Consider the following 20,985-nt stretch of genomic DNA (forward strand, 5'->3'; position numbering starts at 1 on the left):
ATGGCGCCGATCACCGACGAACAGGTCGAGCGGGTGCGCCGGCTGGTCGCCGCCATCCCGCCCGGCCGGGTGGCGACCTACGGCGACATCGCCTCGGCGGCAGCGCTTTCCAGCCCGCGCATCGTCGGCTGGATCATGCGCACCGATTCCTCCGACCTGCCGTGGCACCGGGTCATCACGGCCTCGGGCCGGCCCGCCGCGCATCTGGCGACCCACCAACTCGAGCGGCTGCGCGCCGAAGGGGTGTTGGCCCGGGATGGCCGTGTGGACCTGAGCCAGGCCCGCCACACGTTCTAGAGGATCAACCGGATCAGCGCGGCGGTGCGCGCCAGACCGGGGAACGCCGCCGCCGTCGACCGCGGATGCAACGCATGAACGGCGAGCCGGAACATCAACGCCCGCAACAGCATCTGCGGCCACTCTGGCAGGGCATCCCAGCGTTCGATGAGACCGTCGTCGGCTTCGCCCCACGCCAGTGCGTCGACGACGACGACACCCGCCGCCCACGACGCCGGCCGCCAGTAGGGCGTGATGTCGGTGATTCCGGGCGCGGCGGTGCCTGCGAACAATACGGTGCCGTACAGGTCGCCGTGGACCAGTTGGCTCGGGCTCTTGGTGGGCCGGCGCAAACTGGCGAGCTGGTTGATCAGGTCCACCGAACGCTCGCCGTCGGCGGAGCCGGGCGAGACCACCGCACCGGGCGGCAGGGAGTGCAACGGACGTTCCTCCCAGGCGGCGCGGTCGGCGGCGATGAAGACGTCGACATCGCTCCACGGCGCGACCGGGGCCTGGGTCAGGAACCGGGGCCGCTCGAGTTTGGCGGTCGCCTCGTGCAGCCGCACCCCTGCCGAGACCACCTCGTCGTGGCGGGGTTCGGGAGTACCGGCGACGAATGTGTCTGCCCGCCAACCCGAGACCACGTAGCGGCCGTCGGTCGAACGCACCGGCCGGGCCAGCCGCACGCCGTCGACGAACAATGTCTCGCGTACCTTCGCCGACCAGGCGGCCCTGGCGTGGTCGGCGATCACCGACAAGACGACCTCGCCGCAGCGCCAGCCGCCCTCCCACCCGGCACCGAGCGATTCGGGGTCGGCGTTCTTGAGACCGAACGCCGCCAAGACATGCTCCGGCGGTCGTTCGTCAGTCACCCGGACAGCCTAAGGTGTCGCGGCGCGTGCACGCCGTCAGTACATGACCATGTCGGGTTCGAGTTGTCGCGCCCACGCCACAATGCCGCCCTGCAGGTGCAGCGCATCGGAGAAACCGGCCTTCTTGAGCACCGCCAAGGCCTCCGCCGAGCGCACACCGGTCTTGCAGTACAGCACCGGGATGCGGTCCTGCGGCAGCCTGGCCAGGCCCTCGCCGGTCTCGATGACGGACTTCGGCAGCAGTTCGGCGCCGGAGATGTGGTTGATCTCCCACTCCACCGGCTCGCGGACGTCGATCAACGCCACCTTGGTCCCGGAGTCGAGAAGTTCACGCAGTTCGATGGGCGTGACGGTGGAGTCCGCCGCCGCGGCGGCAGCGGCCTGCGACACGACGCCGCAGAACTCCTCGTAGTCGATGAGCTCGGTGATCTTGGGCGTCTGCGGATCCTTGCGGATCCGGATCGTGCGGTAGGTCATGTCCAGGGCGTCGTAGACCATCAGCCGACCCAGCAGCGTCTCGCCGATGCCGGTGATCAGCTTGATGGCCTCGGTACCCATGATCGAGGCGATCGAGGCGCACAGGATGCCCAGCACGCCGCCCTCTGCGCATGACGGCACCATGCCTGGCGGCGGAGGTTCGGGATAGAGGTCGCGGTAGTTCAGGCCCAGCCCGTCCGGGGCGTCCTCCCAGAACACCGACGCCTGACCCTCGAAGCGATAGATCGAGCCCCACACGTAAGGCTTGTGCGCCAGGACGGCGGCATCGTTGACCAGGTAGCGGGTGGCGAAGTTGTCGGTGCCGTCGACGATCAGGTCATACTGCTCGAACAACTCCACCGCGTTGTCGGGTTCCAGGCGCAGCTCGTGCAGCCGCACCGTGACCAGCGGGTTGATCTCCAGCACCGAGTCGCGGGCGCTCTCGGCTTTGGGCCGGCCGACGTCGGACTGGCCGTGGATGATCTGGCGCTGCAGGTTGGACTCGTCGACCACGTCGAACTCGACGATGCCGATGGTGCCGACACCGGCCGCAGCCAGGTACAGCAGGGTGGGCGATCCGAGACCGCCGGCACCGATCACCAGCACCTTGGCGTTCTTGAGGCGTTTCTGCCCGTCGACGCCCAGGTCCGGGATGATCAGGTGGCGGCTGTAGCGCGCCACCTCCTCGCGGGTCAGCTCGGCGGCCGGCTCGACCAGCGGTGGCAACGGTGAAGACACCGGTCACTCCTCGGGTTCGACTCTTCCCCGCCCATCTCAGCAGGTAGACCAATCAACGGCAAACGTCGCCGGAAGCTTCCCCGCGGCTGGTCCGGCTCAGGCGATCGGGTACGGCCAGGGGTTGAACCGGCAGGTCTTGCCGTCGGCCTTGACGTACTCCGGGTCGAACTTCGACGCGTCGTCGTCCGATGTCGAGAAGGTCTGCTGCATCATCACCGGCGCCAGGCCGCCGTTCTCGTCGCACGGCTCGTGGTGCTGATAGCCGATCGCGTGGCCGACCTCGTGGTTGACCACATACTGCCGGTAGGACCCGATGTCTCCCTGGAACGGCACCGCGCCGCGCACCCAGCGCGCCTCGTTGATGAACACCCTGGGCTGGGCATCGGGCCCGTAGGCCGGGTTGTAGCAGGACGACTCGATGGGGATCTCGTAGCCGCACCCCTCCCGCACCGTCATCGGCGAGGTCAGCGACACCCGGAAGTCGGGTTTGACGTCGGGGCTGCTGGCGTCGATGCGCTGGAAGGCGAACTGCGGATTGTGGATCCAGCTCTTTGGATTACTCAGCGTCTCGCTGACCATCCGGGCGAAACCCTCGTCCCCGCCGAATGGCGTGGTGTCGATCCCGTCTTCCACCTCGACGGTGTAGGTGAACGTCTTGGCGGTGCCCTCACCGACCTTCGGGGTGGTCCCCTCGACGATGTGCCACGTCTTCGCACCCGCCTCGGTGAAGACGCCGCCGTCGGGCAGGATCCCGGTCGGCAGGTTGGCGTCGAACTCGGTCAGTCCGCGCGGCGGGGCGCCGATGATCGACGTTCCGCTGGAGCCGATGGTCGGTGGCCCCTGCACCGCGTCGTGGCCAGCGTGCGGCGCGGGCGCCGCGGTGCCGGTGATGGTCTGGTAGAGCACGATCCCGGTGATCGCGATCAGCACGGGAAGGGCGTAGGCCCGCCAGCCGTAGGTCGAGACGAACCGCCCCAGCCACGTCTGTTTGCGCCACTGCCGACGTTGATCACGGTTGGACCGAACCCGGCCGGACTCCCCGGCCACGGGGTCGCGCTGGGCGCGCAGCGGCTCACGCCACTCGTCGCGCAGCACCGGTACACGACCGCCCCCGCGGTGCCCCGGGTCGTAGGTCACCGACCCAGGATGGCACAACAGCCTGATCGAACCGTCCCGGCGCGCCCGGACCATCCCCCGCGCCCACTACGGGCGAGTAACCCGAACCGAGTAGTAGTGTCGGTGCGACGAGGCTGGGAGCATGCCGACCCGCACGCCCCGCCAGCAGAGCAGATTGAGGGCCCATGAGCGAACTCGCCGACACGGCCGAGCGGAAATCCGCTCGCACGGCCAATGGCGACCGACCCGCGAATCGGCGCGGCAGCCGGCTGCCGCGCGACGAGCGACGGGGCCAGTTACTGGCCGCTGCCAGTGAAGTCTTTGTCGACCGCGGCTATCACGCCGCAGGCATGGACGAGATCGCCGACCGTGCCGGGGTGAGCAAACCCGTTCTCTACCAACACTTTGCGAGCAAGCTCGAGCTGTATCTGGCGGTCCTGCAACGCCACGTCGACAACCTGGTGTCCGGTGTGCGTCAAGCCCTGCGCACCACGACCGACAACCGGCAGCGGCTGCGCGCCGCGGTGCAGGCCTTCTTCGACTTCATCGAGCACGACGGTCAGGGCTACCGGCTGATCTTCGAGAACGACTACGTCACCGAACCGCAGGTCGCCGTGCAGGTGAAGGTGGCCACCGAGGCGTGCACCGACGCCGTGTTCGATCTGATCAGTCGCGATTCCGGGCTGGACCCGCACCGCGCCCGGATGATCGCGGTCGGACTGGTCGGCATCAGCGTCGACTGCGCACGCTACTGGCTGGACGCCGACCGCCCGATCACGAAGGAAGACGCGGTCGACGGGACGGTGCAGTTCGCCTGGGGCGGACTGTCACACGTCCCGCTGACCCGCGGCTAAGCGCCCGCTGCCGGGCTCGCGCCGATACCGAAGCCGACCCGGCGAGTGTCGGCGACACCGATCTCGATATAGGTGATCTTGCTGCTCTGCACCAGGAACCGGCGACCCTTGTCATCGGTCAGGCTCAGCACACCAGAGCCGCCCTCCGACAATGCCGACGTCACCAGCTCTTCGACCTCGCTGGGCGTCTGAGAGCTGGCGAAGACCAGCTCACGTGGGCTGTCCGAGACACCGATCTTGACCTCCACGCTGGACCCTTCCGTTCGTAGGCGCGTTACCCCAGAAGGCTAGTGGACACCCGCCCGCACAGTTACGCCCAGCCGTTCGCGTTTAGCGAATAGGGCGTCAAGCTGCGATAACAGCATGGCAACGAGCAGGCGCGGCGCGCCGTCGCGAACACCGCACGGTCCCTAGCCTGATCTGGTGACCGACAAGAAGCGCCGAGGTGGCCTGGTGCAGTGGCCCCGGGTGGCCCTGACCGTCGCCGGCGTGCTGGTCGCGACCTCGGCGACGACGTTCGTCGTGCGGACCGGCGACGCCGCCACCACGATCCCGGACATCGGCAGTGCCTCCCCCAAACGCACGGTCACCGCTACCCCCGGCCCGCTGACCTCCACCCCGCCTGCCGCGCCGGTCACCGTCACGGTGCCGGGCCTGCCCGTCGAGACTCCGGTCGTCATCGCCCCGAGCACTCCCGCCGCCGCGCCGCTGGCCCAACCGCTAGTCGATGCCCGCCAGGTGATCTACACGGTGGCCGGTAACCAGCGCCCCGACGACTCGGTGACCATCGTCTACGCAGACGAGACCGGCGCACTGCGCACCGTCGAGAACGTCGCGCTGCCGTGGCGACTTGCCGTGATCCCCACCGTCCCGGTCAACTACGTCACCGCCAGCAGCGGCGGAAGTCAGCTCAACTGCTGGATCACCGACGCCGGCGGGGCGACCGTCGCAGCCCAGACCGACAACACGATCTCGGCGACCTGTAATCGCTAGGGGTCAGGCCAGACCGAGCTGACGCATCCGGTCGTCGTGGGTGCGCTGCAGCCGGCCGAAGAACTCGGTGACCTGTCCAAGGCCACCCGGGCCGGCCAACACCAGGTCGACCAGTTCGTCGTGGTCGGCCAGCACGTACTGGGCCTGGGTGATGGCCTCGCCCAGCAGCCGCCGCGACCACAACGCCAGCCGGCTGCGCTGCCGGCCGCTGGCGGTCACCGCCTGGCGGACCTCGGCGACCACGAACTGCGAGTGGCCGGTCTCGGAGAGCACCCGGCGCACCACCGCGGCCACCTCGTCGGGCAGGACGTCGGCGATCTCCAGGTAGAAGTCGGCGGCCAGCGCGTCGCCGACGTAGGTCTTGACCAGGGCCTCCAGCCAGGTACTCGGCGTGGTCAGCCGGTGGTAGTTCTCCAGCGCTGAGGCGTAGCGCGTCATCGCCGGCACCACGTCGACCCCGCGGGCCTCCAGTGCGTCATGCAGCAACTCGTAGTGCACCATCTCCGCGGCGGCCATGCTGGCCATGTTGATCCGGCCGCGCAGATCCGGCGCCATCCGCGCTTCCTCGGTGAGCCGGTAGAAAGCCGCCACCTCGCCGTAGGCCAGCAGAGCGAACAACTCCGTGACGCCGGGATGGTCGGCAGCAATTCTCGACGGCGATGCCGCGGGCTGGGAGGCGGTCATGGCCGCCACTGTAGTCCCGGGCGGAGCGCCGATCAGTCCCGGCAAGCCCGACCAGCTACAATGGGCTCTGACTACCGCCGTCAGGCGGCGTCAAGGAAATGTGCGTGCACGCAGTGGGCCCGCCTCCCTCAGTGCAGGGCCCGGCGAATCGGCATCGAACTTCTTGAAGCCGACTCCATTCCGAACGTCAGAACTCGTGCGCGCTTTGGAAGCACTAACGAGGAACGACATCGGAAGGCACAGCGCCCCAAGCATGACACCACTGACAACTCATCCCCAGACCTCATTCGCCGAGCTCGGCGTCCGTGACGAAATCGTCCGGGCACTTGCCGAAGACGGCAAGGAATTCGCGTTCGCCATCCAGGAACTGACCCTGCCGATGGCTCTGGCCGGCGACGACCTCATCGGCCAGGCCCGCACCGGCATGGGCAAGACCCTTGCCTTCGGCGTGCCGATGCTTCAGCGCATCACCACCGACCCCGAGCGTGAACTCACCGGCATCCCGCGTGGCCTGGTCGTCGTGCCGACCCGCGAGCTGTGCCTGCAGGTGTACGAAGACCTCGCCAGCGCCGCGAAGTATCTGCGCGCCGGCGATCGCAAGCTGTCGGTCACCTCCATTTACGGCGGGCGCCCCTACGAGGCCCAGATCGCGGCCCTACAGAAGGGCGTCGACGTCGTGATCGGCACCCCCGGCCGGTTGCTCGACCTCGCTCAGCAGGGTCACCTGCAGCTCGGCGGGCTGAGCATGCTGGTGCTCGACGAGGCCGACGAGATGCTCGACCTGGGCTTCCTGCCCGACATCGAGCGCATCCTGCGCCAGATCCCCGACGAGCGGCAGGCCATGCTGTTCTCGGCGACCATGCCGGACCCGATCATCACGCTGGCCCGCACCTTCATGAAGCAGCCGACCCACATCCGGGCCGAGGGCGTGCAAGGGGCGGCCACCCACGACACCACCGAGCAGTTCGTCTACCGCGCGCACGCGCTGGACAAGGTCGAGATGGTCGCCCGCATCCTGCAGGCCGATGGCCGCGGAGCGACGATGATCTTCACCCGCACCAAGCGCACCGCGCAGAAGGTCGCCGACGAACTCGCCGAGCGTGGGTTCAAGGTCGGCGCGGTGCACGGTGACCTGGGCCAGATCGCCCGCGAGAAAGCCCTGAAGTCGTTCCGCACCGGTGATATCGACGTGCTGGTGGCTACCGACGTGGCAGCTCGAGGTATCGATATCGACGACATCACCCACGTCATCAACTACCAGATCCCCGAGGACGAACAGGCCTACGTGCACCGCATCGGCCGCACCGGCCGGGCCGGCAAGACCGGTATCGCGATCACCCTGGTCGACTGGGACGAGCTCGAGCGCTGGTCGATGATCGACAAGGCCCTCAAGCTGGACTGCGCCGATCCCGCCGAGACCTACTCCAACTCGCCGCACCTCTACGCGGAGTTGGGCATTCCCGCCGACGCCACCGGCTCCGTCGGCACCGCGCGTAAGCCGCGGACGTCCGCCAGGGGCGCCACCAAGACCGAGGACAAGGACGCCACCCGGATCAGCTCCACCGACTCCACCCGGGAACGGTCCGGTCGCACCCGCTCGCGTCGCCGCACCCGCGGCGGCGAAGGCGCCACCGGCCATGTCGAGAATGCCGCCGAGAAGACGTCGGACGGTCAGCCCGACGGGTCGGCTGCCGAGTCCGCCTCCGGTGACGGCAGCCCGGCCCGCAAGCGCCGGCGCCGTCGTCGCCCGAACAAGGCGGCCGAGGCCGGCGCGACCGCCGGCTGACGACCACTATCGTCGCCTAGATGGTCAGACCCGAGCGCCGTACCAAAGGCGATCTCGTCGCCGCGGCGACGATCGCGCTCGTCGTGGTCGTCGTGGCCGGACTGTTCTGGTGGAACAGTTCGGCACGGGCCACGATCAGCCGCCCCGCTACCACGGCGGCGCCCAATCCCGTTCCCGCGCGGGTGGTTCCCGATACGCTGCACCAGCTGTGGACGGCGGCCAGCCCGCGCACGCTGAGCCCGATCATCGTCGGCGGCACCGTGGTGACCGGCGATGGGCAGGCCGTCGACGGCCACGACCCACAGACCGGCCAGGTCCGCTGGACCTTCGCCCGCAATCTGCCGCTGTGCGGGGTGTCCTACGTCTACGACCTTGCCGTGGCCGTCTATCCCGACGAGCGCGGCTGCGGGCAGGTCAGCAGCATCAACGGCGGCACCGGCCGGCGCGGGCCGACCCGCACCGCCTACGCCGATCAGCGGGTTGTGCTCAGCTCCAACGGCAGCGCTGTGCTGTCCGCCGGGCCGACCCGGCTGGAACTGTGGCGCTCGGATCTGGTCCGGATGCTGTCCTATGGCGAGATCGACGCCCGAATCAAGCCGGTCAACCAGGGCATCGGCGCCGGTTGCACGCTGATGTCGGCCGCGGCCAGCGACGAGGCCGTCTCGGTGCTGGAAGCCTGCCGCGACCAGAAGGACCTGCGCCTCACTCTGCTGCGGCCTGCCAAAGAGGAAGACGAGCCCGACACCAAGAACGTGCCGCTGCCCGGGGTGGCCGCCGATTCCGAAGCTCGAGTGCTGGCCGTGGCGGGCACCACCACCGCGGTCTATCTGCCCTCGCCGCGCCCGGAGATCGCCATCTACGACGACACCGGCACCAAGGTGTCCAGCACACTGCTCAAGAAGGCGCCGATCCTGGCCAACCCGGCGCAGGCGGTCACCCGCGCGGGTGACCTGTTCACCTGGTGGACCGGCGACAGCGTCGAGGTTTTCGACGGTCGGCTGAGCTACCGCTACACCATCGAGGCGGCCGGGCCGGTGGCGCCGTTGGGTCCCGCCACGATGATGGCCGGCCGGCTGCTGATCCCGCTCACCACCGGCCTCGGCGTGTACGACCCGACCAGCGGCGAGAACCAGCGCACCATCGCCGTAACCCACCCGGCCGGCAACGGTCCGGTGGTACCGGGCGTGACCGGGTCGATCGTGATCGAGCAGCGCGGGGACACGGTCGCGGCGTTCGGGCCGAAAACCTAACGCCCGCTCTACAACTCGGGTGCGAAGGTGGGCAGCACCTTGCCCGACTTCCAATATTTGAGCAGCGCGTCGGCAAGCTCCCGGTACGCCGTGCCGCCCTTGTTCTTGCGGCCCGCGAGCACCGACGACCCCGACGCGCTGGCCTCGGCAAACCGCACAGTGCGCGGGATCGGCGGGGACAGCACCGGAAGGTCGTAGCGGTCGGCCACGTCGAGCAGCACGTCGCGGCTGTGCGTGGTCCGCGAGTCGTACAGGGTGGGCAGCGCGCCGAGCAGTTTGAGGTCCGGGTTGGTGATCTGCTGGACATCGGCGACCGTGCGCAGGAATTGCCCGACGCCGCGGTGCGCCAACGTCTCGCACTGCAGCGGCACGATCACCTCACCGGCGGCGGTCAGCCCGTTGAGCGTCAGCACCCCCAGCGACGGCGGGCAGTCGATGATCACCACGTCGAACTGATCGTCGAGCTTCGCCAGTGCCCGCTTCAGCGCGTACTCGCGCCCAGCCCGCATCAGCAGCATGGCCTCGGCGCCCGCCAGGTCGATGTTGGCCGGCAACAACGTCATGCCCTCGGCGGTGGTCACCAGCGCGGCGCCGGGCTCCACGTCGCCCAGCAGCACTTCGTGGACCGACACCGGCAGCTTGTCCGGATCGGCACCCAGCGAGAACGTCAGACATCCTTGCGGGTCGAGGTCGACGAGCAAGACACGCTTGCCCGCATCGACGAGAGCCGCCCCCAGAGACGCGACCGTGGTCGTCTTGGCCACCCCACCCTTCTGGTTGGCCACCGCGAGTACTCGGGTCACGACCACCATCCTTGCAGGTTCTGCGCGGAAGCGTCCCGGCTGCCACGCCACACCTGGTCATCGGGCACAATCGGTGGACGTGAGCGTCGGCACCCATCGGTTGGTCCTGCTTCGACACGGCGAGACCGAATGGTCCCGTGATCGCAAGCACACCAGTACCACCGACATCGACCTCACTGAGCAGGGGCGCGAGCAGGCCAAGCTGGCCGCCCACACCATCGCACACCTGGACCTGGACAACCCGCTGGTGTTGAGCAGCCCGCGCAAACGTGCGCTGGCCACCGCCGAATTGGCCGGCCTGACCATCGACGAGGTGTCCCCGCTGCTGGTCGAGTGGGACTACGGCGACTACGAGGGCATGACCACCCACGACATCCGCACCGCGACGCCCGGCTGGCTGCTGTGGACCTACGGATGCCCGGGCGGGGAGAGCGTCGACCAGGTCAGCATGCGCGCCGACCAAGCCGTCGCCCGCGCGTTGGACGCGATGCCCGAACGTGACGTGGTGTTCGTCAGTCACGGCCACTTCTCCCGCTCGGTGGTAACCCGGTGGGTCGAGCAGCCGCTGCGCGAGGGTGCCAGGTACGGCTTCGGCACCGCGGCTGTGGCGGTGTGCGGGTTCGAGTACGGGCTGCGGCAGCTGTCCGCCCTGGGCCTGACCAGCCACCGCGAGCCGGTCACCGGGACGTGACCGCGCGCCCTCGCTTCGTGCTGAGCGAGCCCGCCGGGACGGTCGTCGCCGACGGGATCACGGCCGGTTTCGCCGACGTCGCCGCCGCGTCGGCGGCGCTGGCCGACGGCACAGCCGAGGTGGTGGTGGGCGCGTTGCCCTTCGACATCCGGGAGGCGGCGGCGTTGCTGGCACCGGAGTCGATGACGTTCGGTGACACCCTGCCCGAGTGGCCGCGCCACGACCTGCCGCCGGTACACATCGCCGAGACCGTGCCCGCGCCCGACGTACACCGGGCCCGCATCCGGGCCGCGCTGCGGAGCCTCACCGACCCGGAAAACCCTTTGCAGAAGGTCGTTCTGGCGCGCGCGCTGCGGCTGGTCGCCGACAGCCCGCTCGACGAATTGGAAATCCTGCGCCGCCTGGTCGCCGACGACGCCGAAGCCAGCGCCTACTTCGCCGACCTGTCACCCGCCGGCGGCGAGTATCTCGGCACCGCCCTGGTCGGGGCCAGCCCTGAGTTGCTGGTCGCCCGCCGCGGGAGTGTGGTGACCTGCCAGCCGTTCGCCGGTTCGGCACCCCGCGCCGCCGACCCCAGCACGGACGCAGCCAACGGCGCGGCCCTGGCCGAGTCGGGCAAGAACCGCCACGAACACCAGTTGGTCGTCGACACCTTGCGCGCCGCGCTGGAACCGCTCTGCAGCGATCTCGAGGTGGCGGCCAGCCCACAGCTCAGCCGCACTGCCGCCCTGTGGCATCTGTCCACCCCGATCCGCGGGCGTCTGCGCGAGACGTCGACGACCGCCCTCGATCTGGCGCTGGCGCTGCATCCCACGCCGGCGGTCGGCGGTGTGCCGACGCAGACCGCGGTCGACGTGATCGCCGAACTGGAAGGTGACCGCGGCTTCTACGCCGGGGCGGTGGGCTGGTGTGACGCCCGTGGTGACGGCCGCTGGGTGGTAGCGATCCGTGGTGCGCAGCTGTCCGCCGACCGGTGCGGCGCGCTGGCGCTGGCCGGCGGCGGTATTGTCGCCGAATCCGATCCCGACGACGAAGTCGCCGAGACGACAACCAAATTCAGGACCATCCTCTCGGCATTGGGGGTAGAGCAGTGACCGTGATCCGTCGAGCGCGGCCCGGCGACGAAGGCGAGATCGTCGCGATGATCCGCGAACTCGCCGAGTTCGAGAAGGCCGCCGATCAGTGCACGGTCACCGAAAGCCAGATCGCCGCAGCGCTTTTCGCCGACAACCCGATCGGCTTCTGCCATCTCGCCGAGGTCGACGGCGAGGCGGCCGCGGTGGCCCTGTGGTTCCGGAACTTCTCCACCTGGGACGGAGTGGCCGGCATCTACCTGGAGGACCTGTTCGTCCGTGACGGGTTCCGCCGCCGGGGCCTGGCCCGGGCTCTGCTGGCGACGCTAGCCAAGGAATGCGTCGACAACGGCTACTCCCGCCTGGCCTGGGCGGTGTTGGACTGGAATGTCAACGCGATCGCGCTCTACGACGGTGTCGGCGGCAAGCCGATGTCGGAGTGGATCACCTACCGGGTCACCGGTGACAAGCTCACCGGGTTGGCCGCCGAAGCCTGATCTCTCACTCCCCCGCCCGCGACGCCCAGCGAACCGCCGCCGGGCTGAACAGCAGGCCCAGCACGACCACGGCGACCGCGCCCATTGCGATCGCGTAGATCGGCTGGTGCGACCGCACGATGTACCAGGCCACCGGCAACAGCAACAGGTTGGCGAACACGGTGATGCCGCGACCCCAGCGCCGTCCGGTGGCCAGCGCCCAGCCGGCGGCCAATACCGCGGCGCCCATCACGGCGAACCAGGCGGCGGTGCCGAAACCGTTGACGATGTGCTGGTCGGCGCCGGTCAGCCCACGCACCACCAGCACCGCCGCAACAACGAGCGCGACCACCCCTTCGGCAGCGGTCACGACACCGGCATAGCGCACCACGGGCGGGAATCGGACATCCGTCACGCCAGTACGGTACCGAGCGCTCAGCGCCGGAACACCACCCACCGCATCGCGCAGTACATGTAGACGCCTTCGCACGCCCCGGCCGCCATCCGCGCCACGTGGTACTCCATCCCGAACGCCCGCAGCGCGCTGGAGACACCGAGGATGAACGCCGCATAGTTGACGATCACCACGACGACGTAGACGGCGATCTGCGGCCCGACAGCACCGTGCGAGCGGAAGTTGAGTACCCGGTTGAGTACGTAACTGACCGCGAACGCACACCCGTAGGCCGCCGATACCGCCAGACCGAACGGCACCCGCAGCGCACCGTGCAGGACGGTCAACAGCGCCAGGTCCAACGCGAAGGTCAGCGAGTTGATCACCACGAAGCCCAGAAATGTCGGGGCCACAACGGAATTCAGGCCGAATGGCAACCGTGCGGCAACAGCCTCGCACGCGCGGTGAAACCAGCCGACGGCGCTGGCCGGGCTGACTTGTGACCCCACAACCACGCCGCGAGCATCTCACCGGCAGCTGTCCGCTTCGTGATGCGCAGGCAAACAGTTCAAGCTGGGCGACGGGACCCGGTTAGGCTCGAACCTCGTGCGTGCCGTCCTGATCGTGAACCCCAACGCCACTTCGACCACCGCTGCCGGCCGCGACCTGCTGGCCCACGCGTTGGAGAGCCGGGTGGAGCTGACCGTCGTGCACACCGACCACCGCGGCCATGCGATCGAGATCTCCGCCGCAGCCAGGCGCGACGGCATCGACGTGATCATCGTCCACGGCGGCGACGGCACAGTGAACGAAGTCGTCAACGGCCTGTTGGGTCTTCCCTCTCAGGATCGGCCGGCCCCAGCTGTGCCGCTGCCCGCGGTGGCGGTGGTCCCCGGCGGGTCAGCCAACGTCTTTGCCCGCGCCCTGGGCATCAGCCCTGACCCGATCGAGGCCACCAATCAGCTCATCGACCTGCTCACCGCGCGGCGAAACGGCGCCGAATGGCGCCGCATCGGATTGATGGACTGCGGCGAGCGGTGGGCGGTGTTCACCGCCGGCATGGGCGTCGACGGCGACGTGGTCGCCGCCGTCGAGGCGCAGCGGGCCAAGGGACGCAAGGTCACCGCAGGCCGCTACGTGCGGGTTGCGGTGCGCGAGGTGCTGGCCAGCGTGCGCCGGGAACCTCGACTGAGCCTGCAGCTTCCGGGCCGTGAACCGGTGGCGGGGGTGTACTTCGCGTTCATCTCGAACTCGAGTCCGTGGACCTATGCCAACACCCGACCGGTGTGGACCAACCCCGACACGACGTTTGAGACCGGGCTCGGCGTGTTCGCCACGACCAGCATGAACGTCTGGAAGAACCTGATGCTGGTGCGGCGCATGCTGTCGAAGAAGGCCGACATCAAGGCCAGCCACCTGATCCGCGAGGACGACGTGGCCTGGGTGCGGATCACCGCATCCGAACCGGTCGCCAGCCAGATCGACGGAGATTTTGTCGGACTTCGAGCGGAAATGACTTTCCGTGCGGCGCCAGGGGCGCTGAGCGTGGTCGCTCCACCCAGCGAGATCGCGCCTGACCAGCGGTAATGCCGTGAAACCTGCCGCTTCAGGGCGCAGGTGGATTAAGTGTAGTACAAACGGGTAGAGGGTTTTTGAACAGGCCCCCAGCCTGAGGTTGTAGTGACGTTGCACACGTGTTAACTGAGTCCTATTGACATCCGTCAGGGCTGTGAAACGATCGGATGCAACAGCACAGAAACATTTATGTGCACGCGTTAACAGCCGAAGACAAATCGAGTGCGTTTCATCGCGCGCATAGTAAGGAGTAGCGACAAATGGATTGGCGCCACAAGGCGGTCTGCCGTGACGAAGATCCGGAACTGTTCTTCCCCGTGGGGAACAGCGGCCCGGCTCTCGCCCAGATCGCTGACGCGAAGCTCGTCTGCAACCGGTGCCCAGTAACCACCGAGTGCCTGACCTGGGCTTTGGATTCCGGCCAGGATGCCGGTGTCTGGGGCGGCATGAGCGAGGACGAGCGTCGTGCGCTCAAGCGGCGTAACGCCCGCACCCGCGCACGCAGCACCGTCTGAGCCTCGGCTCAACCTAAAGATCGCGACTCTGGGCAAATGCCCGGGGCCGCGATCTTTATTTTCGGATGTTGATTGGGTCACATTTGCTATTGCGAAAGGCGCGCGCTTGATCTGCGCCCCAACGGGACTCGCAACACGACGTCCGTACCACCGCCGGGAACGTCGTGCATTCCGAGGGAACCGTCGAGTTCGGCGGTGACCAGTGTCCGCACGATCTGCAGGCCCAACCGGTCGGACTTCTCCAGACTGAAGCCCTCGGGCAGCCCTCGCCCGTCGTCGTGCACCACCACGTCGAGCCAACGCGCCGAACGCTCGGCGCGGATGGTCACACTGCCGCGCTTGGCCGAGGACTCGAAGGCGTGCTCGATGGCGTTCTGCACGAGTTCGGTGACCACCATGACCAAGGCGGTTGCCCGGTCGGCGTCGAGCACCCCCAGCGCCCCCTCCCGGTTGATCCGGATCGGGGCGTCCACCCGGGCGACGTCGTTCATGATCGGCAGGATCCGGTCGATCACCTCATCGAGGTTGACCTCTTCGTCCACCGACATCGACAGCGCCTCGTGAACCTGGGCGATGGAAGCCACCCGGCGCACCGATTCCATCAGGGCCTCGCGGGCCTCCTCGTTACTGGTGCGGCGGGACTGCAGCCGGAGCAGGGCCGCGACGGTCTGCAGATTGTTCTTGACCCGGTGATGGATCTCCCGGATCGTCGCGTCCTTGGACAGCAGGGCGCGGTCGCGGCGCTTGACCTCGGTGACGTCCCGGATGAGCATCGCCGCCCCGGCAGCGGCGCCGTGGACCACCAAGGGCAGCGTGCGCAGTAGTACCGCCGCCCCGCCGGCATCGACCTCCAGCCGCATGCTCGCCCCGCCGGCCAGCGAGTCGCGCACGTGCGCGGCCAGTTCCTGGGCTTCGAACGGGTCGGAGATCAGCGGTCGGGTGATCGCTACCAGGTTGTGGCCTTCTAACTCGGCGCTCAGGCCCATCCGGTGGTACGCCGACAATGCATTGGGGCTGGCGTAGGTCACCACCCCGTCGACGTCGAGGCGGATAAAACCGTCGCCCACGCGCGGGCTGGAGCGGGACAGCGCCAGATCACCGACGTTGGGGAACGTCGCCTCCGACAGCATGTGCAGCAGGTTGCCGGCACAGTCCAGGTACGCCTTCTCCAGCGGCGACGACGTGCGCCGCTCGGCAAGCACAGCCTGATGGGTCAGGACCGCCACGACCTGGTTGTTGTAGCGCACCGGGACGGCTTCGACGTTGAGTCCCGGCTCGCGCAGTGCGGTGTCGGCATCGCCGCGCCGGATCGCGCCGGAGGTGAACGCGACGGCCACCAACGGCAGGTCCACCTCGGCGACGACGGTGCCGACCGCGTCCTTGAGTAGGACGGTCGGGGCGGTGTTGGGCCGGCACTGGGCGACGCACACCAGTGCGCCATCGTCGCGGCGCACCCACATCAGGTAATCGGCGAAGGACAGGTCCGCCAACAGTTGCCACTCACCGACCACCGCGTGCAGGTGATCCACGGCGCCGCCGGGCAGCACCGTGTGCTCGGCGAGCAGGTCACCGAGGGTCGACACGAAGCTAGTCGATCACGGCAATAAGGTCGCCCGCCTGGATGACGTCACCCACCGAGACGTTGACCTCGGTCACGGTGCCGCCCACTTCGGCGAGCACCGGGATCTCCATCTTCATCGACTCGAGAAGCACCAGGATGTCGCCCGCACCGATCTGGTCTCCCTGGTTGACCACAACCTCGAGCACACTGGCCACGATTTCGGCGCGCACATCCTCGGCCATCTTCACCCTCACTCCTGTGTCTAGATCGGCTCTATCGAACCACAACACCGGGTGGTCAGCGGTTCGGTAGGGCCGTGAGACACTGTATGCAAGCGTCGACCCAATGGAGGTACATCATGGCCAAGCGTGGCCGGAAGAAGCGTGACCGCAAGCACAGCAAGGCCAACCACGGCAAGCGGCCCAACGCCTGACATCTGTCAGCTGATACACGAAGTGCCCGGCAGCTTGCCGGGCACTTTTGTGTATGCGGGTGGTGATGCGAGCGGCTATCCGCGGCGGATGATCGTGGTGCGGCTGATCTCCAAACGCACCCGCTCCAGCAGGTGATGCGGGGCTTTCTCGCCGCTGCACTTCTTGGCGACCAGGCTCTTGATGCGTTCTTCGACGCCGTAGTGGCGCAGGCAGGTGGGGCATTCCTCGAGATGGTGCCGGAGCCGATCGCGGGTCTCGGCGGTGCACTCGCCGTCGAGCAGCGTCCACACTTCGGCGATCACCGCCGCGCACTCGGGATGGTCCGGATCGATAGGTCCGATCGGCGGACGCCACTCCGCCTCGCCGCCGGGTACCGCCTGGTCGCCAGTCATGACGACACCTCCTCGGGCTCGTCCTGAATCTGTCCGCTGAATTCATCCCCGGGTTGTTCCACTCCTGCCCGCCGGGTGAACCCGCGTTCCTTGGCAACGTCGGCCAGCAAGGTACGCAGCTGTCGTCGGCCTCGGTGTAGCCGAGACATCACTGTCCCGATCGGAGTGTCCATGATCTCGGCGATCTCCTTGTACGGGAAGCCCTCGACGTCGGCGTAGTACACCGCCATCCGGAAGTCCTCCGGAAGTGCCTGAAGAGCTTCTTTGATCTCGGTGTCCGGCAGCAGCTCGAGTGCTTCGACCTCGGCCGATCGCAAGCCTGTCGACGTGTGCTCGGCGTTGGCCGCCAGCTGCCAGTCGGTGATCTCCTCGGTCGGATACTCCGCCGGTTGGCGCTGCTTCTTGCGGTAGCTGTTGATGTAGGTGTTGGTCAGGATCCGGTAGAGCCAGGCCTTCAGGTTGGTTCCCGCGCGGAACGATCGGAAGCCGGCGTAGGCCTTGACCATGGTTTCCTGCAACAGGTCTTCGGCGTCTGCGGGGTTGCGCGTCATGCGCAGCGCACCACCGTAGAGCTGGTCCAGGAGCGGGATCGCGTCGCGCTCGAAGCGCGCGGTCAGTTCCGCGTCGGATTCCTCGCGCGTCGCGGTCGGGGCCGCACCCGAGTCGTCGGCGGCGTCGATGTCGGTCATCGTGGGTGACACAGTCCCTTCTGCCGCGGCGCCCAGCAAGAGCTCCGGCAGCGGTATCGGACGAACGAGAAATATGGCGGGCCGCTCTTCGACCATCAGGCTGAGGGCAGCTGACACCGGACTTCTCTCCTTCCAATCCTAAGGCTGTGAGCGACATCTTTTTCGGTCGCGGTCCCCGACCGGGGTGACTACAGTCCACAACGGCATTTCCCGGCGCCCTATTTCCGGGCCCACGACCGCCGAGTTAGGCTGCGGCGCGTGAAGCGCGCGGCAACACCGGCGATCGCCGCGCTGGTGGCAGCGGGCATCCCCCACGAGGTGCTGCGCTATCAGCACGATCCGCGAGCCGACTCCTACGGTGACGAGGCGGTCGCCGCCCTGGCCGGCGGCACCCTGGTGCCCGAGCAGATCTTCAAGACGCTGGTGATCGCGGCCGGTTCCGCCCTCGCGGTGGCGGTGGTGCCGGTGCCGTCGAAGCTGTCGCTGAAGGCCGCCGCCGCGGCGCTGGGACTGCCGAAAGCGACCATGGCCGAGCAGGCAGCGGCCGAACGGGCCACCGGTTATGTGCTGGGCGGCATCTCCCCCCTCGGGCAACGCCGCAGGCTGCCGACGGTGGTGGACAGCTCCGCGCTGGGCTTCGAGAAGGTGCTGTGCAGCGCCGGCAAACGCGGCTGGGACGTAGCGCTGGCACCACAGGACCTCATTCGGCTGACCCAGGCGGTAACCGCCGACATTCGCGCTTTAGGGTGACGCCATGGCACGCACATCGTTCGCAGGCAAAACAATGTTCATCTCCGGCGCCAGCCGCGGTATCGGCCTGGCCATCGCCAAGCGCGTCGCCGCCGACGGTGCCAACGTTGCGCTGGTGGCCAAGACCACCGAGCCGCACCCCAAGCTGCCCGGCACCATCTACACCGCCGCCAAGGAGATCGAAGAGGTCGGCGGCCAGGCCCTACCCCTCGTCGGAGACGTCCGCGACGGCGATTCGGTGGCCGAGGCCGTCGCGAAAGCCGTCGAGCAGTTCGGTGCCATCGACATCTGCGTCAACAACGCCTCGGCGATCAACCTCGGCTCGATCGAGGAGGTGCCGCTCAAGCGCTTCGATTTGATGAACGGCATCCAGGTGCGCGGCACCTACGCCGTCTCGCAGGCGTGCATCCCGCACATGAAGGGCCGGGACAACCCGCACATCCTCACGCTGTCGCCGCCGATCCGGCTGGAGTCGCAGTGGCTCAAGCCGACCCCGTACATGATGGCGAAGTTCGGAATGACGTTGTGCGCGTTGGGTATCGCCGAAGAGATGCGCGAAGCCGGGATTGCCTCCAACACGCTGTGGCCGCGCACCATGGTGGCCACCGCCGCCGTGCAGAACCTGCTGGGCGGTGACGAGGCGATGGCCCGCTCACGCAAGCCGGAGGTGTACTCCGACGCCGCCTACGCCGTGCTGAGCAAGCCCGCGCGCGAGTTCACCGGGCACTCCCTGCTGTGCGAGGACGTGCTGCTCGACGCCGGTGTCACCGACCTGTCGGTGTATGACTGCATCCCCGGCTCCGAGCTGGGGGTCGACCTGTGGGTCGACACCCCCAACCCGCCCGGCTACCAAGCCTAGGGCAAGGCAGCCGCGACAGCGTTCCTGCCCGCATGCTTGGCCTTGTACATCGCCAAGTCTGCCCGTGTGGTCATGGACGTGATCGCCTCTCCGGGCGGCGCGAGCGTCGCCCCTAAGCTCAGGCTCGCATGGATGGTCATGCCGCCGTACCTGATCGGTTCGGCGGCGCGACGACGAATGGCCTCGGCGATCTCGGTCGCCTCGTCGATGCTGGCGATTCCGGGTAGCAGAACCAAGAATTCGTCTCCGCCGGTGCGCCCGACCGTGTCCCCGGGCCGAACGCATTCGTGAACTCGCATCGCCACGGTGGCGAGGACCAGATCGCCGACCGCGTGCCCGTACGTATCGTTGATCTTCTTGAACTCGTCGACGTCACAAAAGATCAGACCGATAGAAGCTGGAGCCTCGGGCCCGCCATTCAGTGCGACCTCTAGGCGACGCATCACTTCTGTGCGGTTGGCCAGACCGGTCAGCGGATCGAAGCGCGCCAGATACTCGAGGCGACGTTCGGCGTCGACCTGATCATCGACGACTCGCAGTGCAGCGATGAGGCCATCGGCTTGACCGTCGGAGTTGAAGTAGGGCTTGGAGCGACAATCGACCCAGTGGTAGCTCCCGCCAGCGCCGCTGACCCTGAACCGACCAACCGAAGACTCACCTGTGGCTATCCTCCGGGCACTGGCCTCGACCACGTGCATGTCGTCGGGATGAACGCGTGTGGTGAAGTCGGAGCCGACCCATTTCGAGGGCTCATCGCCGAACGCGACCCGCACGGACGGCGAGATCCATTCGACCACCGTGCCGTGCAGGCGGATCACCGTGTCTACGGCGTTCTCGGCGAGGATCCGGTAAAGGGTCTCTGCATCCGCGCGCTCACGACTCAGGAGTTCCCTGTCTATCAGTAGTCGTTGTTCACGCTGACTGAGGTAGAAGATCGCGACACCGGTCGTGACGGTACCCACCGAGATTGCCATGGCCCAGGCCGCGTCCGCGGGCAGCCCAACCGCTATCAGCGCCAGCCTCGACAAGCCGATGACGATTGGCAGGCCGGCCAGCACACCGGCAATACGGACCAGGGTCCACCCGTCCGCTCTGCCCAGCAGCCAAGCGGCCGGATTACGGTCGAGCCGCGCCGTGAAAGTGGCTGCACCCAGCAGGAAAAGACAAAGGGCCGTCGAGATGGCCATCCCCGTCGACGGCGAGACGGCGATCACGGACATGGCTTGGAACATGTAGGCCGCAGCTACCACCGACGGCAGCGCGATCGCCGCCACTAGGCTCACCATGCGGACCACACGGGCCCAACGGTGATCAAGCCAAGTCAATCCGACGGCGATCGCCAGCAGCACGACCGCCACGCCTGTCTGCGGGCTGGGGCGGCCGGGCCAGGTCTTCTGCATCGCACGAACGTCGGCGGTGAACCACCATTGATCCAACCCCCACGAGCTGCTTGTCGCGTATTCGGCGAGGAACGTCGCCGCGACCGAGCCCGCCATGACGGCGAGGCCGCATCCGAACCACACCTTGGCAGCAGACGGCGTCCCGGACTGCAGCAGAATCGCGACCGCCAACGCGGCCACCAGGAGCGCTGTCCACGGCACCATCTGTGGCCACGATGCGAAGACACGGGTCAGCAGCTCGACTCCGGTGGCCCATCCCACCCAGTTCAGGGCAGCGACGACCAGTACCAGCACCAGCACCACACGGCCCAACACGGTGACGAAAAC

26 protein-coding genes are annotated in these 20,985 nt (G+C 67.9%); 13 read left to right on the forward strand and 13 right to left on the reverse strand.

The genetic code is table 11. From position 1 onward, the window contains the following. Complete coding sequence (locus tag ACXDF8_RS18130) at positions 1-297, forward strand: MGMT family protein (RefSeq protein ID WP_457224662.1); 297 nt, start codon at positions 1-3, stop codon at positions 295-297. Here the strand turns inward: ACXDF8_RS18130 and ACXDF8_RS18135 are convergent. The 3 genes from ACXDF8_RS18135 to ACXDF8_RS18145 form a co-directional block, all read right to left on the reverse strand. After that, the gene (locus ACXDF8_RS18135; protein WP_457224663.1) at positions 294-1,148 is read right to left on the reverse strand and encodes a TIGR02569 family protein; all 855 of its coding nucleotides are present in this window, start codon (positions 1,146-1,148) and stop codon (positions 294-296) included. The genes ACXDF8_RS18130 and ACXDF8_RS18135 overlap by 4 nt on opposite strands. Positions 1,149-1,184: 36 nt before the next feature. Then, positions 1,185-2,351, reverse strand: a complete 1,167-nt coding sequence (gene moeZ, locus ACXDF8_RS18140) for an adenylyltransferase/sulfurtransferase MoeZ (protein WP_457224693.1) — start codon at positions 2,349-2,351, stop codon at positions 1,185-1,187. A gap of 108 nt (positions 2,352-2,459) precedes the next feature. Then, on the reverse strand, positions 2,460-3,500 hold the full coding sequence (locus ACXDF8_RS18145; protein WP_457224664.1) for a DUF3152 domain-containing protein: 1,041 nt from the start codon (positions 3,498-3,500) through the stop codon (positions 2,460-2,462). Between the two features lie 164 nt (positions 3,501-3,664). On the opposite strand from ACXDF8_RS18145, the gene ACXDF8_RS18150 reads away from it, so the two are divergent. Further along, positions 3,665-4,333 (forward strand): HTH-type transcriptional activator FasR, encoded by a 669-nt coding sequence (locus ACXDF8_RS18150; RefSeq protein ID WP_457224665.1) that lies wholly within the window; start codon positions 3,665-3,667, stop codon positions 4,331-4,333. Here the strand turns inward: ACXDF8_RS18150 and ACXDF8_RS18155 are convergent. Then, on the reverse strand, positions 4,330-4,581 hold the full coding sequence (locus ACXDF8_RS18155; protein ID WP_457224666.1) for a DUF3107 domain-containing protein: 252 nt from the start codon (positions 4,579-4,581) through the stop codon (positions 4,330-4,332). The genes ACXDF8_RS18150 and ACXDF8_RS18155 overlap by 4 nt on opposite strands. A 175-nt stretch (positions 4,582-4,756) precedes the next feature. On the opposite strand from ACXDF8_RS18155, the gene ACXDF8_RS18160 reads away from it, so the two are divergent. Beyond that, positions 4,757-5,326 carry an MmpS family transport accessory protein gene (locus tag ACXDF8_RS18160; RefSeq protein ID WP_457224667.1) on the forward strand — a complete coding sequence of 190 codons (570 nt, stop codon included), beginning with the start codon at positions 4,757-4,759 and terminating at the stop codon, positions 5,324-5,326. A gap of 3 nt (positions 5,327-5,329) precedes the next feature. Here the strand turns inward: ACXDF8_RS18160 and ACXDF8_RS18165 are convergent, their stop codons facing one another. Beyond that, the gene (locus tag ACXDF8_RS18165) at positions 5,330-6,010 is read right to left on the reverse strand and encodes a ferritin-like fold-containing protein (protein ID WP_457224668.1); all 681 of its coding nucleotides are present in this window, start codon (positions 6,008-6,010) and stop codon (positions 5,330-5,332) included. A 253-nt stretch (positions 6,011-6,263) separates the two neighbouring features. Between ACXDF8_RS18165 and ACXDF8_RS18170 the strand changes: the two genes are divergently transcribed. Further along, positions 6,264-7,796, forward strand: coding sequence for a DEAD/DEAH box helicase (locus ACXDF8_RS18170; RefSeq protein WP_457224669.1), 1,533 nt, complete (start codon positions 6,264-6,266; stop codon positions 7,794-7,796). A 20-nt stretch (positions 7,797-7,816) separates the two neighbouring features. Further along, positions 7,817-9,046 (forward strand): Rv3212 family protein, encoded by a 1,230-nt coding sequence (locus ACXDF8_RS18175; protein ID WP_457224670.1) that lies wholly within the window; start codon positions 7,817-7,819, stop codon positions 9,044-9,046. Positions 9,047-9,054: 8 nt separating this feature from the next. On the opposite strand, the gene ACXDF8_RS18180 is transcribed toward ACXDF8_RS18175, so the two are convergent. Then, a complete protein-coding gene (locus ACXDF8_RS18180; RefSeq protein ID WP_457224694.1) occupies positions 9,055-9,855 on the reverse strand; it encodes a ParA family protein in 801 nt (266 codons plus the stop codon). Positions 9,856-9,928: 73 nt separating this feature from the next. On the opposite strand from ACXDF8_RS18180, the gene ACXDF8_RS18185 reads away from it, so the two are divergent. From ACXDF8_RS18185 to ACXDF8_RS18195, 3 genes are read left to right on the forward strand one after another with little or no spacing between them, the layout of a single operon-like run. Continuing rightward, positions 9,929-10,540, forward strand: coding sequence for an acid phosphatase (locus ACXDF8_RS18185; RefSeq protein ID WP_457224671.1), 612 nt, complete (start codon positions 9,929-9,931; stop codon positions 10,538-10,540). Beyond that, positions 10,537-11,634, forward strand: coding sequence for an isochorismate synthase (locus ACXDF8_RS18190; protein ID WP_457224672.1), 1,098 nt, complete (start codon positions 10,537-10,539; stop codon positions 11,632-11,634). The genes ACXDF8_RS18185 and ACXDF8_RS18190 overlap by 4 nt, the downstream gene beginning before the upstream one ends. Positions 11,635-11,681: 47 nt before the next feature. Continuing rightward, on the forward strand, positions 11,682-12,110 hold the full coding sequence (locus tag ACXDF8_RS18195) for a GNAT family N-acetyltransferase (RefSeq protein WP_457224695.1): 429 nt from the start codon (positions 11,682-11,684) through the stop codon (positions 12,108-12,110). A 4-nt stretch (positions 12,111-12,114) separates the two neighbouring features. Here the strand turns inward: ACXDF8_RS18195 and ACXDF8_RS18200 are convergent, their stop codons facing one another. Both ACXDF8_RS18200 and ACXDF8_RS18205 read right to left on the reverse strand, forming a co-directional pair. Then, positions 12,115-12,504, reverse strand: coding sequence for a hypothetical protein (locus ACXDF8_RS18200; RefSeq protein WP_457224673.1), 390 nt, complete (start codon positions 12,502-12,504; stop codon positions 12,115-12,117). A 20-nt stretch (positions 12,505-12,524) separates the two neighbouring features. Further along, complete coding sequence (locus tag ACXDF8_RS18205; protein ID WP_457224674.1) at positions 12,525-12,998, reverse strand: GtrA family protein; 474 nt, start codon at positions 12,996-12,998, stop codon at positions 12,525-12,527. A gap of 91 nt (positions 12,999-13,089) precedes the next feature. Between ACXDF8_RS18205 and ACXDF8_RS18210 the strand changes: the two genes are divergently transcribed. Next, positions 13,090-14,070, forward strand: a complete 981-nt coding sequence (locus ACXDF8_RS18210) for a diacylglycerol/lipid kinase family protein (protein ID WP_457224675.1) — start codon at positions 13,090-13,092, stop codon at positions 14,068-14,070. A 248-nt stretch (positions 14,071-14,318) separates the two neighbouring features. Continuing rightward, a complete protein-coding gene (locus tag ACXDF8_RS18215) occupies positions 14,319-14,573 on the forward strand; it encodes a WhiB family transcriptional regulator (protein ID WP_078020443.1) in 255 nt (84 codons plus the stop codon). 86 nt (positions 14,574-14,659) lie between these two features. Here ACXDF8_RS18215 and ACXDF8_RS18220 read toward each other — a convergent pair whose 3' ends face one another. Then, positions 14,660-16,156: a two-component system sensor histidine kinase PdtaS gene (locus ACXDF8_RS18220; RefSeq protein WP_457224676.1), complete on the reverse strand. Its 1,497-nt coding sequence runs from the start codon at positions 16,154-16,156 to the stop codon at positions 14,660-14,662. A gap of 4 nt (positions 16,157-16,160) precedes the next feature. Further along, positions 16,161-16,376 carry a biotin/lipoyl-binding carrier protein gene (locus ACXDF8_RS18225; protein WP_457224696.1) on the reverse strand — a complete coding sequence of 72 codons (216 nt, stop codon included), beginning with the start codon at positions 16,374-16,376 and terminating at the stop codon, positions 16,161-16,163. A 116-nt stretch (positions 16,377-16,492) separates the two neighbouring features. Between ACXDF8_RS18225 and ACXDF8_RS18230 the strand changes: the two genes are divergently transcribed. Further along, the gene (locus ACXDF8_RS18230) at positions 16,493-16,567 is read left to right on the forward strand and encodes a 50S ribosomal protein bL37 (protein ID WP_011728008.1); all 75 of its coding nucleotides are present in this window, start codon (positions 16,493-16,495) and stop codon (positions 16,565-16,567) included. A gap of 75 nt (positions 16,568-16,642) precedes the next feature. On the opposite strand, the gene rsrA is transcribed toward ACXDF8_RS18230, so the two are convergent. Together rsrA and ACXDF8_RS18240 are read right to left on the reverse strand one after the other, a co-directional pair. Beyond that, entirely contained in the window at positions 16,643-16,960 is a 318-nt protein-coding gene (gene rsrA / locus ACXDF8_RS18235) for a mycothiol system anti-sigma-R factor (RefSeq protein ID WP_457224677.1), read from the reverse strand. After that, complete coding sequence (locus tag ACXDF8_RS18240; protein ID WP_457224697.1) at positions 16,957-17,649, reverse strand: sigma-70 family RNA polymerase sigma factor; 693 nt, start codon at positions 17,647-17,649, stop codon at positions 16,957-16,959. The genes rsrA and ACXDF8_RS18240 overlap by 4 nt, the downstream gene beginning before the upstream one ends. Before the next feature lie 258 nt (positions 17,650-17,907). Here ACXDF8_RS18240 and ACXDF8_RS18245 point away from each other — a divergent pair, with 258 nt between their 5' ends. Together ACXDF8_RS18245 and ACXDF8_RS18250 are read left to right on the forward strand one after the other, a co-directional pair. Continuing rightward, entirely contained in the window at positions 17,908-18,399 is a 492-nt protein-coding gene (locus ACXDF8_RS18245; RefSeq protein ID WP_457224678.1) for an aminoacyl-tRNA deacylase, read from the forward strand. A 4-nt stretch (positions 18,400-18,403) separates the two neighbouring features. After that, positions 18,404-19,258 carry an SDR family oxidoreductase gene (locus ACXDF8_RS18250; protein WP_457224679.1) on the forward strand — a complete coding sequence of 285 codons (855 nt, stop codon included), beginning with the start codon at positions 18,404-18,406 and terminating at the stop codon, positions 19,256-19,258. On the opposite strand, the gene ACXDF8_RS18255 is transcribed toward ACXDF8_RS18250, so the two are convergent. Continuing rightward, positions 19,255-20,961, reverse strand: coding sequence for a diguanylate cyclase domain-containing protein (locus tag ACXDF8_RS18255; RefSeq protein ID WP_457224680.1), 1,707 nt, complete (start codon positions 20,959-20,961; stop codon positions 19,255-19,257). The genes ACXDF8_RS18250 and ACXDF8_RS18255 overlap by 4 nt on opposite strands. Positions 20,962-20,985 lie beyond the last annotated feature (24 nt).

Source organism: Mycolicibacterium sp. CBM1 (assembly GCF_054073305.1).

What these genes read in the sequence shown, in the direction of transcription:
- rsrA (WP_457224677.1), bottom strand. Translation starts at nt 16,960, where the DNA reads ATGACTGGCGACCAGGCGGTACCCGGCGGCGAGGCGGAGTGGCGTCCG.
- ACXDF8_RS18225 (WP_457224696.1), bottom strand. Translation starts at nt 16,376, where the DNA reads ATGGCCGAGGATGTGCGCGCCGAAATCGTGGCCAGTGTGCTCGAGGTT.
- ACXDF8_RS18170 (WP_457224669.1), top strand. Translation starts at nt 6,264, where the DNA reads ATGACACCACTGACAACTCATCCCCAGACCTCATTCGCCGAGCTCGGC.
- ACXDF8_RS18215 (WP_078020443.1), top strand. Translation starts at nt 14,319, where the DNA reads ATGGATTGGCGCCACAAGGCGGTCTGCCGTGACGAAGATCCGGAACTG.
- ACXDF8_RS18165 (WP_457224668.1), bottom strand. Translation starts at nt 6,010, where the DNA reads ATGACCGCCTCCCAGCCCGCGGCATCGCCGTCGAGAATTGCTGCCGAC.
- ACXDF8_RS18130 (WP_457224662.1), top strand. Translation starts at nt 1, where the DNA reads ATGGCGCCGATCACCGACGAACAGGTCGAGCGGGTGCGCCGGCTGGTC.
- ACXDF8_RS18240 (WP_457224697.1), bottom strand. Translation starts at nt 17,649, where the DNA reads ATGACCGACATCGACGCCGCCGACGACTCGGGTGCGGCCCCGACCGCG.
- ACXDF8_RS18250 (WP_457224679.1), top strand. Translation starts at nt 18,404, where the DNA reads ATGGCACGCACATCGTTCGCAGGCAAAACAATGTTCATCTCCGGCGCC.
- ACXDF8_RS18150 (WP_457224665.1), top strand. Translation starts at nt 3,665, where the DNA reads ATGAGCGAACTCGCCGACACGGCCGAGCGGAAATCCGCTCGCACGGCC.
- ACXDF8_RS18175 (WP_457224670.1), top strand. Translation starts at nt 7,817, where the DNA reads ATGGTCAGACCCGAGCGCCGTACCAAAGGCGATCTCGTCGCCGCGGCG.
- ACXDF8_RS18195 (WP_457224695.1), top strand. Translation starts at nt 11,682, where the DNA reads ATGATCCGCGAACTCGCCGAGTTCGAGAAGGCCGCCGATCAGTGCACG.